The sequence below is a fragment of the Arthrobacter sp. K4-10C genome (assembly GCF_059090085.1).
Genome location: NZ_JBNHFI010000016.1, coordinates 29,074 through 52,176, shown reverse-complemented (window position 1 = coordinate 52,176; position 23,103 = coordinate 29,074). Strand labels below are relative to the sequence as shown.

The following is a 23,103-nucleotide window of genomic DNA, read 5'->3' as shown; positions in this document are numbered from 1 at the left end:
TGTGATGTACACCACCGGATTGCGGGGGTACGCTGGAAGGCAACTCGTGGCGCACGTCACGTAACCTGGGAGCAGCAGGCAGGGTCGTAATGAGCTGGCATCAATGGATGCCGGCTCTTTTTTGTTGGGTCGGCTCCACCGGAAACGCGCCAGAAACGCGCGCTTAATTTCAGTGATGGAACCTAGGTTCCACTTACCGGAGATTGGGAAATGACCATGAGCAGCAAGATCATCCTCGGCGAAAACCAGTACGGCAAGGCCGAAGTCCGCGTCGTCAAGATCACCCGCGACACCAACCGGCACGAGATCGAGGACCTGAACGTCACCTCGCAGCTGCGGGGCGACTTCACTGCGGCCCACCTGGAGGGCGACAACGCCCACGTGGTGGCCACGGACACCCAGAAGAACACTATCTACGCCTTCGCCCGTGACGGCGTCGGCTCCCCCGAAGCCTTCCTGCTGCGCCTCGGCGAGCACTTCACCTCCAGCTTTGACTGGGTCACCGGCGGCCGCTGGGAAGCCGAGTCCTACGCCTGGAACCGCATCCAGGCCCACGGCAGCGAACACGACCACTCGTTCGTCCGCAACGGCCAGGAAGTCCGGACCGCAGTCCTGGTCCGCGACGGCGCCACCACCCACCTGGTCTCCGGGCTCAAGGACCTGACCGTCCTGAAGTCCACCCAGTCCGGCTTCGTAGGCTACCCGAGGGACCGCTACACCACCTTGCCGGAAACCACGGACCGCATCCTCGCCACGGACGTCTCCGCCCGCTGGCGCTTCAAGACCGGCACCGACTTCAGCACCCTTGACTTCAACAAGAGCTACAACGACGTCAAGGGGCTCCTGCTCGAAGGCTTCACCGAGAAGTACTCCCATGCCCTGCAGCAGACCCTGTTCGACATGGGCCAGAAGGTCCTTGAGGCCCACACCGAGATCGATGAGATCAAGTTCTCCATGCCCAACAAGCACCACTTCCTGGTGGACCTCACCCCGTTCGGCCTGGACAACCCGAACGAGGTCTTCTACGCCGCGGACCGCCCCTACGGCCTGATCGAGGCCACCGTCCAGCGCGAGGACGCCGCCCCGGCCCCCGCAGCGTGGTCCGGCATCGCCGGCTTCTGCTAATTCACAACCGGCAGCATAGCCGGGGCCTCTCCGCGGAGGGGCCCCGGCCCCCGAAGGCCCCCGGATTTTCCGCTTTACCCAGACCTGTTAGCCAGACCCCGTTAGCCAGACAATGACGTCTGCCATGAACCCAGAAAGTCTGCCATGAACATCAAGAAAAAACTGGCCGCTGCGGCCGCCGGTAAAAGGGCCCAGCAGGCCCGGCCGGAGGACCAGCGGCTGTCGATCGGAAGCACGTTCGCCTACGGTTTCCAGCACGTCCTCACCATGTACGGCGGCATCATCGCCCCGCCCCTGATCATTGGCGCGGCGGCCGGCATGAGCTCGCAGGACATCGGCCTGCTGATCGCGGCCTGCCTGTTCGTCGGCGGCCTCGCCACCATCCTGCAGACCGTCGGCGTTCCCTTCTTCGGCTCGCAGTTGCCGCTGGTCCAAGGCGTCTCCTTTGCCGGCGTCTCAACCATGGTCGCCATCGTCCACGGCGGCGGCGGAATCCAGGCCGTGTTCGGATCCGTCATCGCCGCGTCGCTGATCGGTTTGCTGATCACACCGCTTTTCTCGAAGATCATCCGGTTCTTCCCGCCGGTGGTCACCGGAACGGTTATCACCACCATCGGCCTCACCCTGATGCCGGTCGCCGCCAACTGGGCCATGGGCGGCAACAGCAAGGCCCCCAACTACGGGAGCATGGCCAACATCGGCCTGGCCGCCGCCACGATGGCCATCGTCCTGCTCCTCAGCAAGGTGGGCAGTGCCGCCATTTCCCGGCTGTCCATCCTGCTCGCCATGGTCCTGGGCACCATCATCGCCTTCGCCTTCGGCATGGCGGACTTCTCCAAGGTGGGCCAGGGCGAAATCGTCGCGTTCCCCACCCCGCTCGCCTTCGGCCCGCCGGTATTCGAGATCGCGGCCATCATCTCCATGTTGATCGTCATCCTGGTGACCCTGACGGAGACGTCGGCGGACATCATCGCCGTGGGCGAGATCGTGGGCACCAAGGTGGACTCCAAGCGGATTGGCGACGGCCTCCGCGCGGACATGCTCTCCAGCGCCGTCTCCCCGCTGTTCAACTCCTTCACCCAGAGCGCCTTCGCCCAGAACGTCGGCCTGGTAGCCATCACGGGCGTGAAGAGCCGGTTCGTGGTCAGCGCCGGCGGCCTGATCCTGGTGATACTCGGCCTGTTGCCCATCCTTGGCCGGGTGGTCGCAGCGGTGCCCACCCCGGTCCTCGGCGGCGCCGGCGTCGTCCTCTTTGGAACCGTGGCCGCCAGCGGCATCCGCACGCTCGCCAAGGTGGAGTACAAGAACAACATGAACCTGATCATCGTGGCGGCGTCCATCGGGTTCGGCATGATCCCCATTGCCGCCCCGGCGTTCTACGACCAGTTCCCGTCCTGGTTCGGCACCATCTTCCACTCGGGCATCAGCTCCGCCGCCGTGATGGCCATCCTGTTGAACCTGCTGTTCAACCACCTCAAGGCCGGGAACTCGGACAACCAGTCCGTGTTCGTGGCTGGTACCGAGCGCGTCGTCCGGGAAGAGGACCTCAAGTGCCTGGCCGACGGCGACCGCTTCGAAGGCGGGAAGCTCATCGACTGCGACGGCAAGGAAGTCCGGGTCGAAGCATCGGAGAAGGCGTCAGAACACTAGGGACGGCACAAAGGGACAGCCCCGGACCTTCGGCTCCGGGGCTGTCCCGTCCTGCGGATTAGACCATAAGCGGCACGGGATGAATCTCGTCCGCCGGATGGCCAGTCCGCTCATGAATGCGCCGGACCGCCTCCGCAGACGGAGCCTCCGACAGGCAGTAGACCAGGCCCGATTCAGGGTCCGCCCATGCCTGCTGGAAATCGACGCTTTCTTCACCCTGGATCGCCAAGTCCGCATCATGCGCGGCCCTGAGCTGTTCGGCGGTGATGCCGACCATGTTGTGGTGAACGTCCATGAATTTCGTCATGATGACAACCCCCGATGGGTTCGAATCCGATGGATGCCGCACATGATACGCCCAGCCGCAACCGCGGTCAACGGCGGCCATGGACAGGCAATAAGCCATTGGCCGGGGAAGGAATCAGGAGCGGTTGAGCTCCGCGGAGATTGTCTGGGCTGCTTCGCGGAGGACGGGAACAGCCTTGTCGGCGAAATGTTCGTCCACGCGCGACACCGGGCCGGAGACCGAGATTGCCGTAGGCGTGGGAGCATTGGGCACGGCCATGGCAAAGCAGCGCACGCCGAGCTCCTGTTCCTCCTCGTCAATGGAGTACCCCCGCTCGCGGATGAGCTTGAGGTCCGCCAGGAGCTCGTCGATGTCGCCGATGCTCTTGGACGTTGGCGTGGGCATGCCGGCACGGGTAACGATGCCGCGGACCACGTCGTCGTCCAGTTGCGCCAGGATCGCCTTGCCGACGCCAGTGGCATGGGTATGCGCCCGGCGGCCCACCTCAGTGAACATGCGCATGGAATGCAGGGACGGCACCTGGGCCACGTAGATGACCATGTCCGAATCGAGCACCGCCATGTTGGAGGTCTCGCCCAGCCGGTCCACCAGCGTCTTGAGCTGCGGGCGGGCCAGGGCGCCGAGCTGCTTGTTCGCTCCCTCGCCCAGCCTGATCAGCCGGGGGCCCAGGGCGTAGCGGCGGTTGGGCAGCTGGCGGATGTAGCCCAGCGCCACGAGGGTACGCAGGAGCCGGTGGATGGTGGGCAGCGGCAGGTCCGTGGAGGAGGACAACTCGCTGAGCGTAACGTCGCCGCCCGCGTCGGTGATCAATTCCAAGAGCTCGAAGACGCGCTCAACGGACTGCACGCCTCCGGCGGCTTTCTCAGCCATAACCAAGTCTCCTGTGGCTCGGATTCCGACAAGCCTTATCCGCATCGTGAAAAAGAGTTGCCCTAGTGATTTCAAGATACAGCACCCGCCGGGTGGATGCGATCGGCCACAGGCAGGGGTTGTATTTCCATAAAGTAGATAATAATATCCATAATACGAAAACATTCGGATAGACCAGCAGCCCCGGACAAGGCCCAACAGGAGGACATTCAATGGCGAACCCCAGCCCCGGAAATTCGATTACCCTGCGCGTGGAAGCACCGTCAAGCTTCAGCGCCACCAGCGAACTGGCCGCGGCAGTCGGAGCGGCGGGCGCCGCCATCACCGCCCTTGACGTCAGCGAGTCCCACCACGAGACGCTGGTTGTTGACGTCACGTGCAACACCACCGACGACGCCCACGCCGCCCGGGTCAAGGACGCACTGAACGCGCTCGACGGCGTCACGGTCCAGCACGTCTCGGACCGAACCTTCCTGATGCACCTGGGCGGCAAGCTGGAAGTCGTCCCCAAGGTGGCCCTGCGCAACCGCGACGACCTCTCCCGGGCCTACACTCCCGGCGTCGCCCGCGTCTGCCTCGCCATTGCGGAGGACCCGGCAGCCGCCCGCAACCTGACCGTCAAGCGCAACACCATTGCCGTCGTCACCGACGGCTCGGCAGTGCTTGGCCTCGGCAACATCGGCCCGGCCGCCGCCCTCCCCGTGATGGAAGGCAAGGCGGCGCTGTTCAAGCAGTTCGCCAACGTGGACGCCTGGCCCGTCTGCCTGGACACCCAGGACACGGAAGAAATCATCAGCATCGTCAAGGCCCTGGCACCCGTGTACGGCGGCGTCAACCTGGAGGACATCGCCGCGCCGCGCTGCTTCGAAATCGAGAACCGGCTCCGCGAGGAACTGGACATCCCGGTCTTCCACGACGACCAGCACGGCACCGCCATCGTCACCCTGGCAGCCCTGGTCAACGCCCTGCGCGTGGTGGGCAAGAAGCTCTCCGAGGTGAAGATCGTGGTCTCAGGCGTCGGCGCAGCCGGCTCCGCAATCATCCAGCTCCTCAAGGCGCAGGGCGCCCGGCACATCATCGCCGCCGGCCGCTCCGGAGCCATCCACGCGGGCGAAAAGTACGACGACGAACACCGCACCTGGATTGCCGCGAACACCAACCAGGAACGTTTCTCCGGCACCCTCCACGACGCCCTCAAGGGAGCGGACGTGTTCATCGGCGTCAGCGCCCCGCACGTCATCGGCGAGGAGCAGGTGGCCTCCATGGCCGAGGACGCGATCGTTTTCGCCATGGCCAACCCCACTCCGGAGATCGATCCCGTCATCGCGTCGAAGCACGCCGCCGTGGTGGCCACCGGCCGCAGCGACTTCCCCAACCAGATCAACAACGTGCTGGCCTTCCCTGGCTTCTTCCGCGGCCTTCTGGACGCCGGCGCAAGCGACATCACGCCGGACATGCTGGTAGCGGCGGCCGAAGCAATCGCCAACCGGGTGGCTGACGACGAGCTCAATGCCAGCTACATTATCCCCAGCGTCTTCGATCCCCATGTTGCCGCCGACGTGGCCGAAGCAGTGGCGGCGGCAGCCCGTTCCGCCAACGTGGCCACCAAGGCAGAACATGCCGCGGACGCCGCAGCGGTTCACGTTGGCGCCCTGGCCGGCGCCTGATTTCCGCCCGACTTCCAGCCATAGGAAAGGACCAGAAATGGCCATCACCGTCACAGATCCCCGGCCGATCAACCGCGCCGAGGAGATCCTCACCCCCAAGGCGCTGGCTTTCGTGGAGGAACTTCACAAGCGCTTCGCCGGCACCCGCAACGAGCTGCTGGCGGCCCGCGCCGCCAAACGGCAGCGCGTTGCCGAGACCGGAAAGCTGGACTTCCTGCCGGAAACCCAGGCCGTGCGCGACGGCGACTGGAAAGTCGCACCGGCACCGGCAGCCCTGCAGGACCGCAGGGTGGAAATGACCGGCCCGGCGTCCCCGGCAAAGATGGCCATCAACGCCCTGAACTCCGGCGCCAAGGTGTGGCTGGCGGACCTCGAGGACGCCAGCACCCCCACCTGGGGCAACGTCATTGATGCCATCCTCAACCTCCGCGACGCCGCCCAGGGCACCCTGAGCTTCACCTCGGACGAAGGCAAGGAGTACCGTCTCCGCACCGACGCGCCGCTCGCCGTCGTGGTGGCCCGGCCCCGTGGCTGGCACATGCAGGAAAAGCACCTGCTCATCGACGGCCAACCGGCTGTGGGTGCGCTGGTGGACTTCGGCCTGCACTTCTTCCACGTGGCCAAGCAGCTGGTGCTCAACGGGCATGGGCCGTACTACTACCTGCCCAAGATGGAAAGCCACCTCGAGGCCCGGCTCTGGAACGATGTGTTCGTTTTCGCACAGGACTTCCTGGGCCTGAACCAGGGCACCATTCGCGCCACGGTGCTGATAGAAACCATTCCGGCCGCGTTCGAGATGGACGAGATCCTCTACGAACTCCGCGACCACGCCTCCGGCCTGAACGCCGGCCGCTGGGACTACCTGTTCAGCATCATCAAGTACTTCCGTGATGCCGGCGGGGAGTTCGTCCTGCCGGACCGCGCCTCGGTGGCCATGACGGCACCGTTCATGCGCGCCTACACGGAACTTCTGGTGAAGACCTGCCACAAGCGCGGCGCCTTCGCCATGGGCGGGATGGCTGCAGTCATTCCCAACCGCCGCCACCCCGAGGTTACCGAGGCTGCGTTCGAGAAGGTACGGGCGGACAAGACCCGCGAGGCCAACGACGGATTCGACGGCTCGTGGGTGGCACACCCGGACCTGGTGCCCACCTGCCGCGAGGTCTTCGACTCGGTCCTGGGCGGGAAGCCCAACCAGCTGGACAAGCAGCGCCCCGAGGTGTCCGTTACCGCCGGGCAGCTGCTGGACGTTGCCTCTGCCGAAGGCCAGGTCACCGAGTCCGGCCTGCGCCTGAACCTCTACGTCGCCGTCGCATACACGGCCGTCTGGCTGTCCGGGAACGGTGCCGTGGCCATCCACAACCTGATGGAGGACGCAGCCACCGCAGAGATCTCCCGCTCCCAGGTGTGGCAGCAGATCCGCAATAAGTCAGTCCTGGCAGATACCGGCAACACCGTCACCAAGGAACTGGTGGAGCGGATCCTGGGTGAGGAAACGGAACGGCTCCGCACCGAGTTCGGGGACGAAGCCTTCCGCCGCTACTACCAGCCAGCCAGCGAACTGATTGCGGACATCTGCCTCTCGGACGACTACACCGACTTCCTCACCACCCCCGCCTACGAACTGGTGGGCTGAGGCATGCCCGCAACACCCAAGCCCTCGCTCTCGCCGGGGGACCTCGCACACATCGACGGCCAGCTTGCCCAAACGGACCGGCTCCTGGAACGCAACTACCCGGGCGACGACGGCTCCCGCCAACCGGTCCACACGGTGTACGTCCCCGCGGACCGTTTCTCGCCGTCGCTCGCTGCCGAATGGGGAGCCGAAGCGAAAGCCGCCGTGGAGGCGCACGGCGGCTTCGGCAGGCTTGGCGGACTGCTGGGCCAGGAGCCCGGCCTCGCCGATGCGGTAGCCTCCCGGGTGGAAGCGAAGCTGGCCGCAGAACCCATTGAGGACCTGCGGCTCGACTTCGAGGACGGCTTCGGGGACAGGGGCGACGACGCCGAGGACGCCGCCGCGGTTGCCGCGGCTTCCGCGGTGGCCGCCGCAGTCTCTGCAGGGTCCGCTCCCCCGTTCATCGGCATCCGGTTCAAGTGCTTTGAGGCGCCCACCCGGGCCCGCGGGCTGCGGACCCTGGACTTGTTCGTTTCCGGCCTGGCCGCCGCCGGAGAGCTGCCGGAGGGACTGGTCCTGACCCTGCCCAAGGTCACCACCCTGGCCCAGGTCCAGGCCATGGACTTCGCCGTGTCCCGGCTGGAGCAGGTGCACTCGCTGCCCGCCGGCCGGCTGCGCTTCGAAGTCCAGGTGGAAACACCCCAGCTCATCCTGGGACCGGAGGGCACGTCACCGGTGGCTCAGCTTCCGCACGCCGTGCCCGGCCGGATCAGCGGACTGCACTACGGCACGTACGATTACTCGGCGTCGCTGCAGATCGCCGCGGAGTACCAGTCCATGGAGCATCCGGTAGCGGACTTCGCCAAGGAGGTCATGCAGCTTGCGGTGGCCGGCACCGGCATCCGCCTTTCCGACGGGTCCACCAACATCATCCCGGTAGGCGACAACGTGGAGAACGCCTGGCAGCTGCACGGCCGGCTTGTCCGACGCTCCCTGGAACGCGGCTACTACCAGGGCTGGGACCTGCATCCGGCCCAGCTGCCCAGCAGGTTCGCCGCCACGTACGCCTTCTACCGGCAGGGCCTCCCCGCCGCGGCCGCCCGCCTGCGCAACTATGTTGAGCAGACTGCCGGCGGGGTCATGGACGAACCCGCCACCGCCCGGGCCCTGGCCGCGTTCGTGCTGCGCGGCGTCCAATGCGGCGCCGTCGGTGCCGAGGAAGTCCAGGCGCTCGCCGCCGTCGGAATTCCGCAGCTGACTGCCTTGGCACATCCGCGGCTCGCCACCACGTCAAACTCCCAGTAAGGATCATTCATGGGCAAGTACTACTACCCCGAAGGCGGCCTGCCGCCGCAGACGCACCTCACCACCGAGCGCGCCATCGTCAAGGAGGCCTACACGGTGATCCCCAAGGGCGTGCTGACGGACATCGTCACGTCCAACCTGCCGGGCTTCAGGAACACCCGTTCCTGGATCCTCGCCCGCCCCATCTCAGGTTTCGCCACCACGTTCTCCCAGCTGATCGTGGAAATCGGCCCGGGCGGCGGGGCTCCCAAGGCGGAGTTCGAGGAAGGCGTCGAAGGCGTCGTCTTCGTCACCAAAGGCACGGTCAACCTGACCCTCGACGGCGAACTGCACCAGCTCGAAGAGGGCGGCTACGCCTACCTGGCAGCCGGAGCCCAGTGGGGGCTGGAGAACGTGTCCGACGACATCGTCTCCTTCCACTGGATCCGCAAGGCCTACGAGCGCCTGGAAGGGTACGAGGCCAAGTCCTTCGTCACCAACGAGAAGGACGTGGAGCCGACGTCCATGCCGGACACCAACGACGTCTGGAAGACCACCCGTTTCACGGACTCCAATGATTTGGCCCACGACATGCAGGTGAACATCGTGACGTTCCAGCCCGGCGGCGTCATCCCGTTCCCGGAAACCCACGTCATGGAACACGGCCTGTACGTCCTTGAGGGCAAGGCCATGTACCTGCTGAACAACGACTGGGTTGAGGTGGAGGCGGGCGACTTCATGTGGCTGCGGGCCTTCTGTCCGCAGGCCTGCTACGCCGGCGGCCCGGGCGAGTTCCGCTACCTGCTCTACAAGGACATGAACCGCCAGGTCCGCCTCACCTAGGCTCCTCAGGCCCAACTGGGTAGCAGCAAGTGTCGTTTTGGAGGGTCAAAAGGACAGTTACTGCTACCTGGTTGGGGGAAGAATAAGACACATGGGTACGCGCCAGGGCAGTGCGGGGCAGCGCAGGAGTGCTGCCCTGTGCGCGGCCTTGCTGGCCATATCCACTGCCGGCTGCACCGCGGAGCCAAGGCCGCCGGACCAGGACAAACCCGCCGCCTACGCAATGCTGGAAGCCTTCAGTTCGCGGATGATCGACGACGGCGCCCCGGCAGTCCTCATCACCGTCAGGAATGGCGAGGACACCTGGACCCATGCCGCCGGGGTGCGGAGCCTGGAGACACGCGAGGCGGTTACGGTGTCCGATCCGGTCCGGATCGGCGGGATCACGGAATCGATGGTGGCTGTCTCCGTCCTGAAGCTGGTTGAAGAAGGCAGGATCAGCCTGGACGACCAGGCCAGCTCATACCTGCCTGAGTTCGGGGCGGTCCTGCGTCCGCCGGGCCCCGTGACACTGCGCCAGCTCCTGTCCCATGAATCCGGGATCCCCGACTTTTCCATCGCCTTGTTTGCCTCCGGCCCCTGGGAAGAGGCCACCAACACCACCCTCAGCCTGGAAGAGCAGCTGGCGCTGGCGGCCACCCTTCCGTGGCAGGGCAGGCTGGTGCAGGGTTTTGACTATTCCCGGACGGACTACGCCGCGCTTGCCCTCATGGTGGAGCGGCTCCGCGGCCAGCCGATCAGCCAGGTGCTTGCAGCCGATACCGCCGGACCGCTGGGGCTGGCAGCCACCGGCCTGGGCAACGAAGCACTGCCTGCCCGCATGGTCCACGGCTACGTCACCGTCAACGGGACACCGCTGGACGTGACCGGGAGGGCATGGCTCGCCGAGCATGCCGCCGGCGGCGGGGTCTCGACCGTGGAGGAGGTGAACCGGTTTTACGGTGCTCTGCTGCGGGGCGACCTCCTGGCACCGCAGACAGTACGCGAGATGCAGGGCGGCTACCAGCGGTACTACGGTTATGCCCTCCGGCGCTGGAACGATACCTGCACCAACCGCTTCTACTACGGACTGCCCGGGGATTCAGACGGCTACGGCGTAATGTCGTTGACCAGCGAGGACGGGAGCAGGCAGGTGGCGCTTGCCGTTGCCTACCCGCCCGAACCGCCCGCGCTGGAGATCAACCCGCTGATCCTCGAATTGGAGGACGTGGCCGAAGGGGCCCTTAACAGCCTCTGCTGACCCCGGCAGGCAACCGCTCAGGCGCCCGGGTTCAGGACCACCTTGATGCAGCCGTCCTCCTTCTTCTGGAACTTTTCGTACAGTGCGGGTGCGCCCTCAAGGCCGGAGCGGTGGGTGACCAGGTCCATCACGCCCAGCGGATCGGCGCCGTCCTCCACGAGCGGGAGCAGGTGGTCGGTCCAGCGACGGACGTTGCACTGGCCCATCCGCACCTGGATCTGTTTGTCGAACATGGTCAGCATCGGCATGGGGCTTGCCTGCCCGCCGTACACGCCGCTGAGCGAGAGGATTCCGCCCCGGCGCACGGCGTCGATTGAGGTGTGCAGGGCGGCCAGGCGGTCCACACCGGCGGTTTCCATTGCCTTCTGGGCCAGTTTGTCCGGCAGCAGCCCCAGCGCCTGGTGGGCGAAGCCGGCAACAGGCGAACCGTGGGCTTCCATCCCGACAGCGTCCACCACCGCGTCAGGGCCCCTCCCCGATGTCATCTCCCGCAGTTCGTCCGAGACAGTCTTCGTGTAATCGAGCACCTCCACGCCGTGCCGCGCCGCCATCTCCCGGCGTTCCGGAACCGGGTCCACTCCCACCACCCGGAAGCCGCGGTGGACGCCGATGCGGCTGGCAAACTGGCCCACCGGACCCAGTCCGAACACGGCCAGGGTGCCGCCGGGCTGGACATCCGCGTACTCCACGGCCTGCCAGGCGGTGGGCAGGATGTCCGAAAGGAACAGGTACCGCTCGTCGGGAAGCTCGCTTCCCACCTTTACCGGACCGTAGTCTGCATGCGGAACGCGCAGGTACTCTGCCTGCCCGCCGGGAACGGAACCGTACAGTTCCGAGTAGCCGAAGAGGGCCGCTCCTGAGCCTTTCTCCTTCACCTGCGTGGTTTCACACTGCGACTGCAGGCCCTGGCCGCACATGTAGCAGTGGCCGCAGGCGATGTTGAAGGGCACAACCACTCGGTCGCCCGGGCGAAGGTTGGTGACGGCGCTTCCCACCTCTTCCACGATGCCCATTGGTTCGTGGCCGATCACGTCACCTTTGTGCATGTAGGGGCCAAGGACTTCGTAGAGGTGCAGGTCAGAGCCGCAGATCGCCGTCGACGTGATGCGGACGATGGCATCGGTAGGCTCCTGGATCACCGGGTCCGGTACTTCTTCGACGCTTACCGAGCGTTTCCCTTGCCAGGTCAGTGCTTTCACGGTTTCCCTTTCGCTTGGCGCTCCTGCGGCGCGAGTGCCCCGTCCTTCGACGCTATCGGCTTCAGTGCAAAAAAGTAAGCAGACTGATCAAATACTTGTCGTCCCGGCCGGGGGCTTCTAGCGTAGGAAGGGCCAGATCCGCACGAGCCCGAGTGGAAACCAGCCGAGTGAAAGAGGAACACGATGACGCTCTACCAGCCCGAACCGGTCGAGATCTCCACCCGCATGCGGCCCGGCGAATGGACGGAAGAAAGCCTGGAGGAACTGGTCAGCTCCTACCGCACCAGGATCGTGGAGATGGGAGCCAGCGCGTCGGACATCGTCACGGACATTGAGCGAAACGACGACGGTTCAGTGCGGGTTGCGGTGTCCTGGGTCAAGCCAGCCCACGCCGGCGATGAGGACACCGTCACGGGCGGGCAGACGGTCTGACGCCTCAGGTATCTCCCCGCAGCAGCCGGCCGATGGCGCTTGACTCAAGGCTTTCCAGCAGGTCCCGCGGGCCCTCGTAAACCTCAGCCGCCCCGGCGTCGCGCAGTTTTGACTCACTTATTCCGCCGCAGGTGACCCCTATCGAGGGGATTCCAAGTACCGCAGCGGCCTTCATATCCCAGACGGCATCACCCACGAAGACGGCGTTCCCGGCCTCCACGCCGATGGCCCGCAAGGCGGCCACCAGAATGTCCGGGGAAGGCTTGCTTTCCTCGGCGTCGTTGGCACTGGTTGCGCCGTCGATGAAGGGGTCGGAGCCGAGGATGTCTTTCATGACCTGCAGGTCCTTCTTCCGCGCGGAGGACGCGAGGGCAACGGCAAGCCCGTCGCCATGGCACCGGGCGAGCAAGTCCCTGGCTCCGTCGAAGGCCCGCAGCGCCGGCCAGTGGGAGGCGTACAGCGCGCCGTGGCTTGCCATCACTTCCCGGTCCGCGTCCCGGTCCCGGTCTGGCGGGAGGAGGCTGTCCACTAGACGGTCCCCGCCCATGCCCACGAAGCCGTGGATGGATGCCATGGGGATGTCATAGCCGTACTGGCGGAAGGCTCCCCACCAGGACAGGGTGTGGATGTAGGACGAGTCGATCAGCGTCCCGTCGACGTCAAAGAGAACCCCCCGGCGTTGCCCGCCAGGGGGTGGCATGCGGGGATGCCCCATCAGCTCACCGCTGTCCGCTTGGCCGCCGGCGCCCTTTTCTGCCGGGCCGCCGCCTCCTTGGCCGTGCTGACCGGCCGCACGGGCTCCCGGATAACCGTGCCCGCGCCACTGTGGCTTTTGTCCCTGATAAGGCCAGTGCCGGCAATCTCCCGGGCCATCGCAACCCCGGCCACTGCAGCCCTCTTAGTAGGGAAGGTGACCGAAATGGCCATCAAGTTTCCGGTCCCGTCAAGCATCCGCACCCTGTAGCCGCCGTCAGGCGCGTCCACAAGCTCAAAATACCCGGCCATACATATCACTCCTCCGTCAGTCACGGCGCTGTGCTTCTTGGAGCACTCCATGAGGTGTTAGTAAGTATACTTAGCTATTCTGCGAAGGAGAAGCTACACCCTTATCAGCGCCGCCTCTGCGCTTTTCCGCCGATTCCGGCGGAATGGGGGTGTCACTCCGCCGAACGGTATCCTGATGAAGCTCCAAAGCGCTAGTCACAAGGGCAAAGTGGCTGAAAGCCTGTGGTGTATTGCCCAGCTGCCGGCCCGCTTTAACCGCCCACTCCTCACTCAGCAGCCCAACATCGTTCCGCAGCTCCAGCAGGCGTCCGAACAGCTGCCTCGACTCCTCCGGCCGCCCCGCGCCCAGCAGAGCCTCCACCAGCCAGAAGGAACACGCCAGGAAAACGCCCTCATCGCCCGGCAGCCCGTCGTCGCTCTCGGCAGGACGGTACCGCAGCACCAGGCCATCCTCGGTGAGTTCGCGCTGTATGGCCTCGATAGTGCCGATGACCCGGGGATCGTCGGGCGGCAGGAAGCCAACACGCGGTATCAGGAGGAGGCTGGCATCCAGTTCGGGCCTCCCGTAGGACTGCACAAACGTGTTGCGGGCGGCGTCGAAGCCGTTGGCCATGACGTCGCGGCGGATGGTGTCCCGCAGCGCCTCCCAACGCTCGGCGGGACCGGGCAGACCGGATTCGCGGACACCTTTCACCATCCGGTCCGCGGCAACCCAGGCCATCACCTTGGAATGGGTGAAGTGCCGGCGCGGGCCGCGCATCTCCCACAGCCCGTTGTCCGGCTGGTCCCAGATGGTTTCAAGGTGGGCCATGAGGGCGCACTGCAAATCCCATGCCTCGTCCGAGTGCTTGAGCAGCGAGTGGCGGGTCAGGGCCAGGCAGTCCAGGACTTCACCCCAGACATCCAGCTGCAGCTGTTCCGCCGCGCCGTTGCCGATCCGCACCGGGGAGGAGTTTTCATAGCCTTTCAGCCAGCCCAGCTCCATCTCGGGGAGCCGCCGCTCACCGTGGATCCCGTACATGATTTGCAGGTCCGCCGGGTCCCCGGCCACGGCGCGCAGCAGCCAGTCCCGCCAGGCCGCCGCTTCGGCGGTGTATCCCGCGGCCAGGAGTGCCTGGAGCGTCATGGTGGCGTCCCGCAGCCAGCAGTACCTGTAGTCCCAGTTGCGGGGGCCGCCCAACTGCTCGGGCAAGGAAGTGGTCACGGCCGCCACGATCCCTCCGGTGGGCGCATACGTGAGGGCCTTCAGGGTCACCAGCGAGCGCAACACTGCGTCCTGGTATTCGCCTTTGACCGTGCACTGCGACGCCCAGCCGCGCCAGAACGCGTACGTGGTGTCCAGGACTTTCTCGGCGTCCACGGTGTGGGGCCTGCCCATGTGGCTTGGCGCCCAGGTGAGCACGAACGGCACCCGTTCGCCGGCGCTGACGGTGAACTCGCTGACCGTGTGCATGTTCTCGCTGTGGAGGGGAGCGGGAGTCACAAAGTAGACGGCGTCGGGGCCGGCGATGGCGTGCAGCCCGTGCTTGTCCCGGCGCACCCAGGGGATGATGTGGCCGTAGTCGAACCGCATGATCAGCTCGCCGCGCATTTTCACGCTGCCGCTGACGCCCTCGACGATGCGCACAATGTCCGCCACCGCGTCACGGGGCGGCATGAAGTCGATGACGCGCACCGTCCCTTCGGTGGTTTGCCACTCGGTCTCCAGGATCAGGCTGCCGTCCCGGTAGCTCCGCCTCGTGCACGGCCCGCCGTCTTGCGGCGCCAAAAGCCAGCGTCCGGCGTCGGGCGTGTCCAGCAGCGCACTGAAGCACGCGGGGGAATCAAAGCGGGGCAGGCACAGCCAGTCGATGGAACCCTCATTGCTGACCAGTGCCCCGGTTTGCAGGTCTCCCACCACCGCGTAATCCTCAATTCGCGCCATGTCCTTACCCTGCCACAACCGGCGGCTGGCGGAAGGCACAATTGGGTGTAGCCTGCAGGGGTGGCAGTCCATATCGGCACTTCAGGGTGGAGTTACGACCACTGGGAGAACGTCCTCTACCCGCCCAGGCTGCCTGCCAGGGACCGGCTCCAGCACTATGTGGCGCAGTTCAGCACAGTTGAGCTCAATGCCAGCTTTTACCGCTGGCCCAGGGACACAACCTTCGCCGGTTGGAACCAGCGACTCCCCCCGGGATTCACCATGTCCGTCAAGGCCCCGCGCGGGCTTACCCACGCCCGGAAACTGTACTCCCCCGAGGTGTGGCTGGAGCGCATCACCCGGTGCTGGCATGAACTCGGCGACAAGCGGGCGGTCCTGCTGGTCCAACTGCCACCGCAGATGGAGCGCGATGATGCCCGGCTGGACTACTTCCTGGCGGCGGTCCCGTCCTGGATCCGGATCACCGTGGAATTCCGGCACCCCACCTGGGACAGCCCGGAGGTGTTCGCGCTGCTGGAGCGGCACCAGGCCGCCTACTGCATCATGAGCGGCGCCAACCTGCCCTGCCTCCTGCGCACCACGGCCCCGTTCACCTACATCAGGCTGCACGGGCCGGACCACCAGCACCTCTACGCGGGCTCCTACTCCGACGCCGACCTGCACTGGTGGGCGGACAGGATCCGCGGGTGGGCGGCTGCCGGCCTGGATGTCTACGCCTATTTCAATAACGACGGCGGCGGCAACGCGGTGCGGAACGCCGAGACCCTGCGCGGCATCCTGGGGACGGGCTGACGCTTCGGCATCGTCACCGCGCACCGGCATGGTGGGCCGTCACGGCGCAGCGTAATGGTGCGGGTGTCTCCTCGCAGGCGGCAGCCCTGTGGCAGAGTGGAGCCATGGACACCGCTCCGCAAAATTCGCACCGGAACACAGCTACCCCTTCCAACCAGGACATGGGCCATCGGCATGTGCTGTCCGGAAACCAGGCATTCCGCCTGGCCCATCGGGTATCCGACGCCTTCAACGGCGTCCGGATCCAGCTGGCCAAGCGGTGGAAGTTCGTACCGCAGACCATCGCTTACCAGGGTTACGGGTCCACCACCCAGGTCCGGGTGCTGGGCCGGGTCCTGATGACGCAAAAGCCGATGCCGGGCAGCAAGGCGGAAACCGATGCAAAGAACGGCACCCAGAACATCCGCGGCTGGCGGGCGTTCACGGGCGTGCCGCTGCAGTTCATCGACGTCGAAATCACGATTGGGGATGTGGTCGCCCACGTCCGTACGGACCGGGGCGGGCTGATTGACACCGAGGTGGACGTCCAGCTGTCCCCCGGCTGGCACATCGCCGTCCTGCGCGCGGAAGGAACCGAGCCTGCGGAGGCCCTCATCCAGGTGATCGCACCCGACGTGAAGTTCGGCATCGTGTCCGATATCGACGACACCGTCATGGTGACAGCCCTGCCCCGCCCGTTCCTTGCCCTCTGGAACACTTTCGTGCTGAGCGAGCGCGCCCGCATGGCCACCCCCGGCATGGCCGTCCTCCTGGACCGGCTGACCGTCGAACACCCCGACGCGCCGGTGATCTACCTGTCCACCGGCCCGTGGAACGCGGCTCCGACACTTGCCCGGTTCCTGACCCGCAACATGTATCCGAAAGGGGCGCTGCTGCTGACGGACTGGGGTTTGACCCAGGACCGCTGGTTCCGCAGCGGCCAGGAGCACAAGCACCGGAACCTGGAGCGGCTGAGCAAGGAGTTCCCGGACATGCGCTGGCTCCTGATCGGCGACAACGGCCAGCATGACGAGGCCATCTACTCGGGCTTTGCAACAGAGAACCCCGACAAGGTAGCTGCCATCGCCATCCGCCAGCTGTCCATCAGCGAATCCGTTTTCGCCGGCGGCCACTCGGAGGACGGGGACCACACCACCTCCAAGGTCCCCTGGATCTACTCCCCGGACGGCGCCGGCATGGCCAAACAGCTGTCTGTGCTGGGCATGCTCTGAACCTGCTGGAGTCCTAGGCGCTGGCACCCAGGGGGGACATGCCGTCGTCGGGCGCTTCTGTGGCAAACACCTCCGGTAGCACGGCCTGCGCGATGGCTGCGCCTGCCGCCACGGCGAGGTCGCGTTCCTCGATAAGTTCCTGGAGCCAGAAGTAGGAGGCCTTCGGTGTCCTTTCCAGCGTTTCGAAGTCCACGTGCAGGAGGCCGAAGGGCTGGTTGTACCCGGCCGACCACTCGAAGTTGTCCAGCAGGGACCAGACGTAATAGCCGCGCAGGTCGATGGACTCGGCCTCGCCGCCCGGCGCCGTGGCCCGCAACGCCGTTTCCAGATGGTCGGAGAGGTACTTCAGCCGGCGCTCGTCCGGAATGAACCTGGTGTTGGTGGACTTGTCCCGGACAATGATGTCCTCGAAGCTGGCCCCGCCCTCGGTGAGGATCACCGGCGGCAGGTTGGGGTACCGCTCAGCCATCTCCTTCAGGGCAACCGCCATGTACTCCGGCTTCACGGGCCAGCCGTAGGACGTGATGTCCGCTTCCGGCCAGGTTTCCACGTGGAACGGTGTGCCCCCGCTGCCCGCCGCGCTGAGGTCGCTGCCCATGGCCTCCGCCATGCTGGCCGGCACCGCGCCGCCGCCCGGGCCCACCGCCACCTTGGTGGGCATGTAGTAGTTGAGGCCGTAGAAATCCAGCGGCTGTGAAATGAGTGCCATGTCCTCCTCCGGGTGTTCGAAGGAGGAGAAGAACTTGGCCGCGCGGATCAGGTCGGGGTACTTGCCGGTGAGCACGGGATCCGCGTAGAGCCGGTTCTGGGCCAGGTCCATCAGGCCGGCGCTGATGCGGTCCAAGGGGTTGATTGAATTCGGCACCATGGGAGAGTAGACGTTGGTCATCCCGATCTCACCCGGCACCCCGGCGGCACGCAGAGCCTGTACGGCAAGGCCGTGCCCCAACAATTGGTGGTGGACCGTGGGGAAGGCGCCCAGGAGCAACTCCTTGCCCGGCGAATGCAGGCCCAGGGAGTAGCCGTTGGTACTGACGGTGGCGGGCTCATTGATGGTGACCCACCGGGCCACCCGGTCACCGAAGGCCTCGGCCAGGATCCCCGCATACTCCCCCAGCCGGTAGGCAGTGTCCCGGTTCAGCCAGCCGCCCGCCTCGTCAAGCGCCAGGGGCGTGTCCCAGTGGTAGATGGTGGCCATCGGCGAAATTCCGCTGGCCAGCAGTTCGTCGAGGAGTCGGTCGTAGAAGTCCAGGCCAGCCTTGTTGGCCCGACCGCTGCCCGTGGGCTGGATCCGCGGCCACGCGAAGGAGAACCGGTAGGAGTCCACGCCCAGCTGCTTCATGAGGGCCACGTCCTGCGGCATGCGGTGGTAGTGGTCGCAGGACGTGACGGGACTGTGGTCCTCCACGATGGCACCCGGTTTGGCAGCAAACACGTCCCAGCCGGCGGGCCCGCGGCCGTCCTCATCCAGTGCCCCTTCAATCTGGAAGGCGGCGGTGGCAACGCCGAGCGTGAACCCCGGGGGAATGAGTGCTGCCAGATCCTTGGCGGTGATGTGCATGTGGCGGGCCCTTTGTCACGGTGGATAAGTACGTCTCAGGATCGCACAAGGTAAGGGTGCTGACGAGCAGGCACTGCCAGGGTCTGCGAATGGATGAAAAACCGGGGCAGTTCAGTGGTGGCGGCGACCCTGGCGGACCAGCCCGTTGGCGATCGCCATCTGGCCTCGGCCGTAAAGGACTTGGTGGCCGATGCGGAGTCCCTGACCCGCAGCCTCCTGGGCAGCGGCAGCCAGCATCACTGGGAGCCGAACAGGAACTCCTTGGCGTGCGCCACGGCCTTTCGAAATGCGTCGTTCCGGAGGGTGACCAGGTGCTCCGTTTCACCGTCCGCCGGTTCCAGGTAGCCGGTGTAGCCCGGACGCAGGACCCAGATGTCTCCGGCGGGAGGCAGGTAGAACACGCCAAAGGACCTTTGCTGCTTTTCCTCGGCAGTCCACACAGGTACCACGGCGAGTGCGGCGCCGGTGGCCGGATTGATCCATTGCGCCCGGGGAAGGGGTTCCTCATGAGCCTCCGGGTCCAGGAAGGGTGCGGTCCCCTGGCCCCACCGCTGCTCGAAGCGCTCGTGGAACGCCGGAATCAGGTGTGAATCGTAGCGCCGCCATTCGCTCATGCAGTTCTCCGCCTCCTCGCGGTATTTGTTGTCGTTGATGCCACGTCAAGCGCTGGATCGAGGCCGCCGCTACGACCAGGGCCCGCTTTCCCAGCGGACGGGCGTGACCCTGATGGTGTGCGCGGAAGACCCGCCGCGGGTTGGTACCTTGCGCACGGGGATCACCCTGGGCGCGGACGCCGCCCGCTGCTTGTCGTACGCGGCTCGCCGCTCCGGGTCCCGCAGGACGTTGAATGCCTGCATGATGCGAAGCAGTTCCCCTTCCGGTCCGATGGCCCCATCCATATCGGGATGGTGGCTGCGCATCAAGGCCCGGTAGGCCCGGGATATCTCCTGGGGGCTGGCGTCCGGTGGGACGCGCAAGGTGGCGTAGTAATCGGGGGTGTCTGTCATAGTGGCCGTCCCAACTCACGGGGCACGGGCCCGGAGGCCCGGCGACCGCCGTCGGACAAAGGACCGCGGGATGCAGGCAGCGCAAGGAGCGCTGCCAGCATCCCGCCCAACGGGCTAGGTTGCGATCTGCTGCATCTGGTCCTGCTGCGTTTCAATCTCGATCTTCCGCGGCTTGGCCTGTTCCGCGACGGGGATGCGCAAAGTCAGGACACCCTGGTCGTAGCTCGCCCTGATGTTGTCCGTGTTCAGGGTGTCGCCCAGGATCAGCTGGCGGCTGAAGACACCCCGGGGACGTTCGGCAGCCACCAACTCCACGTTGGGCTGCGTGGGATCCTGGCGCTCGGCCCGGACGGTAAGGACATTGCGCTCGACATTGAGGTCCAGCGAGTCAACCTTGACCCCTGGAAGGTCGAACGCCACCACGAATTCGCCGTCCTCCTGCCAGGCATCCATGGGCATGGCGGCCGGGCGGGCGGCGGTTCCAAAGACCTGCTGCGTGAGCCGGTCCAGCTCACGGAACGGGTCCGTACGCATCAACATCATTTTCCCACTCCTTCAGCTTGTAAGTGTTGGATCGGTTCTCATCCCCCACCGATCTATGGTGGTGGATATAGATTTTTTATAGCACCCGTGGGAAACTGAGGCAATACCGCAGGACCACAATCTTGGAGACCCTATGGCAGACCCCGGAGCAGAACCGGCGCGCCGCCCCGCCAGTGGACGTGCGCTCTACGCCATCTCGGTTGCAGCCAAGCTGGCTGGGACGGGCCAGCAGAACATCCGGCTGTATGAGACCAAGGGATTGCTGACCCCGTCCCGGACCGCGGGTGGCACCCGCCAATACAGCGACGACGACATCGCCGTGCTGCTGCGGATCGGCGAACTCCTGGAACAGGGCCTGAACCTTGCGGGCGTGGCCAAGGTGCTGGAACTGGAGGCAGCCAACGTAAAGCTGCACCGTGCCCTGAAGCGGGCAAGGTCCCGGCCGCCGGCCTGAACGGGGCTTACTCCCCCTGCGTCTCGGCCCTGGAGAGGTCCCCCGTGATCCGCTCTCCCGGCACCCGGGCGGTCCGCCAGGTGTCCAGGGCGATCACTCCACCCAGGATGATGAGCGACAGGGAGACTGAAGCGAGCGCATCACTCAGCCAGTGGTAGCCGAGGTACAACCGGCTCAGTGCCGCCAGCACAATACCGAAACCCGCCCCAATGAAGCCAAGCACCGCGGCCCGGGTGTTTTTCCGCCGGGAGAAGATCAGGAAGGCGCCCACCAGCAGGAAGTCGCAGGCTCCCAGGACGTGCCCGGAGGGGAACGAAAAGGTGTGGTCTATGCCGAAGAGCATCTGGTCTACGGGCGGGCGCGAACGCCGGACAATCTGCAGGATGATCTGCGAAACGATGACGCCGGCCAGCATCGCGGAGGCCAGCAGGATGGGCCGCCAGGCATGCTTGGCCGCGAAGCCCCATGCCACAACCACCACGAGGATAATGATGGGAAGGGCGATGGGGCCAAACACCACGGCGAGGAAAATCATGACGGCGGTAAGGGTGCCGGACCTCAGTCCGAGCAGCCAGTCGCGGACCGGCCCGTCTGCCGCGGACAGGCCGTCCGCCTGCAGCACGCTGATAAGGGTGGCCAGGAAGAGGGCCACCCCGGCCGCCGCCAGAATTACCGCTGCACGGTACAGGCCGCGCCGGTCTGCAGGCTCGACGTAGCGTTCCTCCACCACAAACTTGTCGTGGAAAGCGCGCCACCTGCCGGCACCTTTCCCGGTTGTTCCGGAGGGTGCCCGAGAGCCTGCCGGTCCCTGCTGTCCCACTGCGATGCCCCTCCCTACAAGGTGAAAGATTGCTTGGGTGAAGACTATCCCGTAAGCCGCGCCCCGGTTGGGTGCGCAGAAACGGCTGCGGCGCTTCGCATGGAAGGACCCATCGCCGATAAGTGACTTGACTCACAAGTGACCGTGCAGTAACATCCGTGTTAGCGCTAACAGAGACGCGTGAGCTGTTGAACCAGGGGCCGGCCGGGTCTCTGGCAACTTCGACGGGGCCCGCCACTCCCCCCGATGTCCGGAGCCCGGACCCCGCATCACCACCAGGCACTCCTGGCGGCTCTATTGCCAGCAAGCGCAGATGCTTGCCGGCCCGGCACCACCTCGCGGACCGGCCTCCGCGGAAGGAGAAAAGCATGAGAATCAGGAAACTACTGGGCGCCGTCGCAGTCGCCCTTGCCGTCACTGTCGGGGCCACAGGTTGCGGCACCCGGGGCGCAGCGACCGAATCAGGGGCATCTGCAAATCCCAGTGAGTCCCTCGTGGGCATCTCCATGCCCACACAGACATCTGAGCGCTGGATTGCTGATGGCGGTAACGTCGAAAAATCCTTGAAGGACCTGGGGTACAAGACTGACCTGCAATTCGCCAATGATGATATTCCTACCCAGGTATCACAGATCGAAAACATGCTCACTAAGGGCGCCAAGGCCCTTATCATCGCCGCCATCGACGGCACTACGTTGACGGATGTCCTGGCCAAGGCCAAGGAGCAGAACGTCAAAGTCATCGCGTATGACCGCCTGATCAACGGTTCCCCGAACGTCGACTACTACACCACGTTCGACAACTACACCGTGGGCGTGCAGCAGGCGACATCCCTGCTGACCGGGCTCGGCCTCGTGGATGCCAGCGGCCAGAAGGTAGAGGGCAAGGGCCCGTTCAACGTCGAGCTTTTCGCCGGCAGTCCGGATGACAACAACGCCAACTTCTTCTGGACCGGCGCAATGGACACACTGAAGCCCTACCTGGACGCCGGGACCTTGAAGGTGCCCAGCGGCCAGACGAAGTTCGAGCAGGCAGCCATCCTGCGCTGGCAGGCGCCTGTCGCACAGAAGCGCATGGAGGACATCCTCACTGCCGCCTACAGTTCGGGGACCAAACTGGACGGCGTGCTTTCTCCCTATGACGGCCTGTCCATCGGCATCATCTCAGCACTGACCAGCACCGGTGGCTACGCCAAAGGCACGCTGCCTGTGGTGACCGGCCAGGACGCTGAAAAGGGCTCCGTGAAGTCCATCATCGCCGGCGAGCAATACTCCACCATCTTCAAGGACACCCGGAAGCTCGGCTCGCAGGCTGTCAAGATGGTCGACTCCGTCCTCAAGGGCCAGGAGCCGGAAGTGAATGACACGAAGACCTACAACAACAAGGTCAAGGTTGTTCCGGCCTTCCTGCTTGAGTCCGTAATCATCACCGAGGACAACTACAAGAAGGAACTCATCGACTCCGGTTACTACTCGGACGCCGACGTCAAGTAACTACCACGCAGGTGTGGCCGGGCCTTTCGGCCCGGCCACACGCTTCCCCCAGCACCTGCAG

The 23,103-nt window shown here is 65.6% G+C and carries 23 protein-coding genes; 12 read left to right on the top strand and 11 right to left on the bottom strand.

Features of this window, described 5'->3' with window-relative positions; genetic code table 11:
* Positions 1-216 precede the first annotated feature (216 nt).
* A complete protein-coding gene (gene pucL, locus AC5RUU_RS19000) occupies positions 217-1,125 on the top strand; it encodes a factor-independent urate hydroxylase (protein ID WP_493976759.1) in 909 nt (302 codons plus the stop codon).
* A 144-nt stretch (positions 1,126-1,269) separates the two neighbouring features.
* Complete coding sequence (locus AC5RUU_RS18995) at positions 1,270-2,775, top strand: nucleobase:cation symporter-2 family protein (RefSeq protein ID WP_493976758.1); 1,506 nt, start codon at positions 1,270-1,272, stop codon at positions 2,773-2,775.
* A gap of 58 nt (positions 2,776-2,833) precedes the next feature.
* On the opposite strand, the gene AC5RUU_RS18990 is transcribed toward AC5RUU_RS18995, so the two are convergent.
* Positions 2,834-3,082 (bottom strand): SCO4226 family nickel-binding protein, encoded by a 249-nt coding sequence (locus tag AC5RUU_RS18990; RefSeq protein ID WP_493976757.1) that lies wholly within the window; start codon positions 3,080-3,082, stop codon positions 2,834-2,836.
* Positions 3,083-3,196: 114 nt separating this feature from the next.
* On the bottom strand, positions 3,197-3,952 hold the full coding sequence (locus tag AC5RUU_RS18985) for an IclR family transcriptional regulator (protein ID WP_493976756.1): 756 nt from the start codon (positions 3,950-3,952) through the stop codon (positions 3,197-3,199).
* 212 nt (positions 3,953-4,164) lie between these two features.
* Between AC5RUU_RS18985 and AC5RUU_RS18980 the strand changes: the two genes are divergently transcribed.
* From AC5RUU_RS18980 to AC5RUU_RS18960, 5 genes are all read left to right on the top strand, one after another.
* The gene (locus AC5RUU_RS18980) at positions 4,165-5,619 is read left to right on the top strand and encodes an NAD-dependent malic enzyme (protein ID WP_493976755.1); all 1,455 of its coding nucleotides are present in this window, start codon (positions 4,165-4,167) and stop codon (positions 5,617-5,619) included.
* A 37-nt stretch (positions 5,620-5,656) separates the two neighbouring features.
* Positions 5,657-7,255: a malate synthase A gene (aceB, locus tag AC5RUU_RS18975; RefSeq protein WP_493976754.1), complete on the top strand. Its 1,599-nt coding sequence runs from the start codon at positions 5,657-5,659 to the stop codon at positions 7,253-7,255.
* Positions 7,256-7,258: 3 nt separating this feature from the next.
* On the top strand, positions 7,259-8,539 hold the full coding sequence (locus AC5RUU_RS18970; RefSeq protein WP_493976753.1) for a DUF6986 family protein: 1,281 nt from the start codon (positions 7,259-7,261) through the stop codon (positions 8,537-8,539).
* Between the two features lie 9 nt (positions 8,540-8,548).
* On the top strand, positions 8,549-9,361 hold the full coding sequence (locus AC5RUU_RS18965; protein ID WP_493976752.1) for a bifunctional allantoicase/(S)-ureidoglycine aminohydrolase: 813 nt from the start codon (positions 8,549-8,551) through the stop codon (positions 9,359-9,361).
* 91 nt (positions 9,362-9,452) lie between these two features.
* Positions 9,453-10,601, top strand: coding sequence for a serine hydrolase domain-containing protein (locus AC5RUU_RS18960; protein ID WP_493976751.1), 1,149 nt, complete (start codon positions 9,453-9,455; stop codon positions 10,599-10,601).
* A 17-nt stretch (positions 10,602-10,618) separates the two neighbouring features.
* Here the strand turns inward: AC5RUU_RS18960 and AC5RUU_RS18955 are convergent, their stop codons facing one another.
* Positions 10,619-11,800, bottom strand: coding sequence for a zinc-dependent alcohol dehydrogenase (locus AC5RUU_RS18955; RefSeq protein ID WP_493976750.1), 1,182 nt, complete (start codon positions 11,798-11,800; stop codon positions 10,619-10,621).
* 183 nt (positions 11,801-11,983) lie between these two features.
* On the opposite strand from AC5RUU_RS18955, the gene AC5RUU_RS18950 reads away from it, so the two are divergent.
* On the top strand, positions 11,984-12,232 hold the full coding sequence (locus AC5RUU_RS18950; protein ID WP_493976749.1) for a hypothetical protein: 249 nt from the start codon (positions 11,984-11,986) through the stop codon (positions 12,230-12,232).
* A gap of 4 nt (positions 12,233-12,236) precedes the next feature.
* Here the strand turns inward: AC5RUU_RS18950 and AC5RUU_RS18945 are convergent, their stop codons facing one another.
* From AC5RUU_RS18945 to AC5RUU_RS18935, 3 genes are all read right to left on the bottom strand, one after another.
* Positions 12,237-12,932 carry an HAD family hydrolase gene (locus AC5RUU_RS18945; RefSeq protein WP_493976748.1) on the bottom strand — a complete coding sequence of 232 codons (696 nt, stop codon included), beginning with the start codon at positions 12,930-12,932 and terminating at the stop codon, positions 12,237-12,239.
* A gap of 14 nt (positions 12,933-12,946) precedes the next feature.
* Positions 12,947-13,237 (bottom strand): hypothetical protein, encoded by a 291-nt coding sequence (locus AC5RUU_RS18940; protein ID WP_493976747.1) that lies wholly within the window; start codon positions 13,235-13,237, stop codon positions 12,947-12,949.
* Positions 13,238-13,307: 70 nt separating this feature from the next.
* A complete protein-coding gene (locus AC5RUU_RS18935; protein ID WP_493976746.1) occupies positions 13,308-15,233 on the bottom strand; it encodes a glycoside hydrolase family 15 protein in 1,926 nt (641 codons plus the stop codon).
* Between AC5RUU_RS18935 and AC5RUU_RS18930 the strand changes: the two genes are divergently transcribed.
* Positions 15,222-15,953 carry a DUF72 domain-containing protein gene (locus AC5RUU_RS18930; protein WP_493976745.1) on the top strand — a complete coding sequence of 244 codons (732 nt, stop codon included), beginning with the start codon at positions 15,222-15,224 and terminating at the stop codon, positions 15,951-15,953. The genes AC5RUU_RS18935 and AC5RUU_RS18930 overlap by 12 nt on opposite strands.
* A 104-nt stretch (positions 15,954-16,057) precedes the next feature.
* Entirely contained in the window at positions 16,058-17,164 is a 1,107-nt protein-coding gene (locus tag AC5RUU_RS18925; RefSeq protein ID WP_493976744.1) for an App1 family protein phosphatidate phosphatase, read from the top strand.
* Positions 17,165-17,177: 13 nt separating this feature from the next.
* Here AC5RUU_RS18925 and AC5RUU_RS18920 read toward each other — a convergent pair whose 3' ends face one another.
* The 4 genes from AC5RUU_RS18920 to AC5RUU_RS18905 form a co-directional block, all read right to left on the bottom strand.
* On the bottom strand, positions 17,178-18,725 hold the full coding sequence (locus AC5RUU_RS18920; protein WP_493976743.1) for a glycoside hydrolase family 1 protein: 1,548 nt from the start codon (positions 18,723-18,725) through the stop codon (positions 17,178-17,180).
* A 236-nt stretch (positions 18,726-18,961) separates the two neighbouring features.
* On the bottom strand, positions 18,962-19,339 hold the full coding sequence (locus AC5RUU_RS18915) for a hypothetical protein (RefSeq protein WP_493976742.1): 378 nt from the start codon (positions 19,337-19,339) through the stop codon (positions 18,962-18,964).
* A 69-nt stretch (positions 19,340-19,408) separates the two neighbouring features.
* Entirely contained in the window at positions 19,409-19,732 is a 324-nt protein-coding gene (locus AC5RUU_RS18910) for a J domain-containing protein (RefSeq protein ID WP_493976741.1), read from the bottom strand.
* 114 nt (positions 19,733-19,846) lie between these two features.
* On the bottom strand, positions 19,847-20,272 hold the full coding sequence (locus AC5RUU_RS18905) for an Hsp20/alpha crystallin family protein (protein WP_493976776.1): 426 nt from the start codon (positions 20,270-20,272) through the stop codon (positions 19,847-19,849).
* 136 nt (positions 20,273-20,408) lie between these two features.
* On the opposite strand from AC5RUU_RS18905, the gene AC5RUU_RS18900 reads away from it, so the two are divergent.
* Positions 20,409-20,729 (top strand): MerR family transcriptional regulator, encoded by a 321-nt coding sequence (locus AC5RUU_RS18900; RefSeq protein WP_493976740.1) that lies wholly within the window; start codon positions 20,409-20,411, stop codon positions 20,727-20,729.
* A gap of 7 nt (positions 20,730-20,736) precedes the next feature.
* On the opposite strand, the gene AC5RUU_RS18895 is transcribed toward AC5RUU_RS18900, so the two are convergent.
* On the bottom strand, positions 20,737-21,549 hold the full coding sequence (locus tag AC5RUU_RS18895) for a phosphatase PAP2 family protein (RefSeq protein WP_493976739.1): 813 nt from the start codon (positions 21,547-21,549) through the stop codon (positions 20,737-20,739).
* A 368-nt stretch (positions 21,550-21,917) separates the two neighbouring features.
* Between AC5RUU_RS18895 and chvE the strand changes: the two genes are divergently transcribed.
* Positions 21,918-23,042: a multiple monosaccharide ABC transporter substrate-binding protein gene (gene chvE / locus AC5RUU_RS18890; RefSeq protein ID WP_493976738.1), complete on the top strand. Its 1,125-nt coding sequence runs from the start codon at positions 21,918-21,920 to the stop codon at positions 23,040-23,042.
* Positions 23,043-23,103 lie beyond the last annotated feature (61 nt).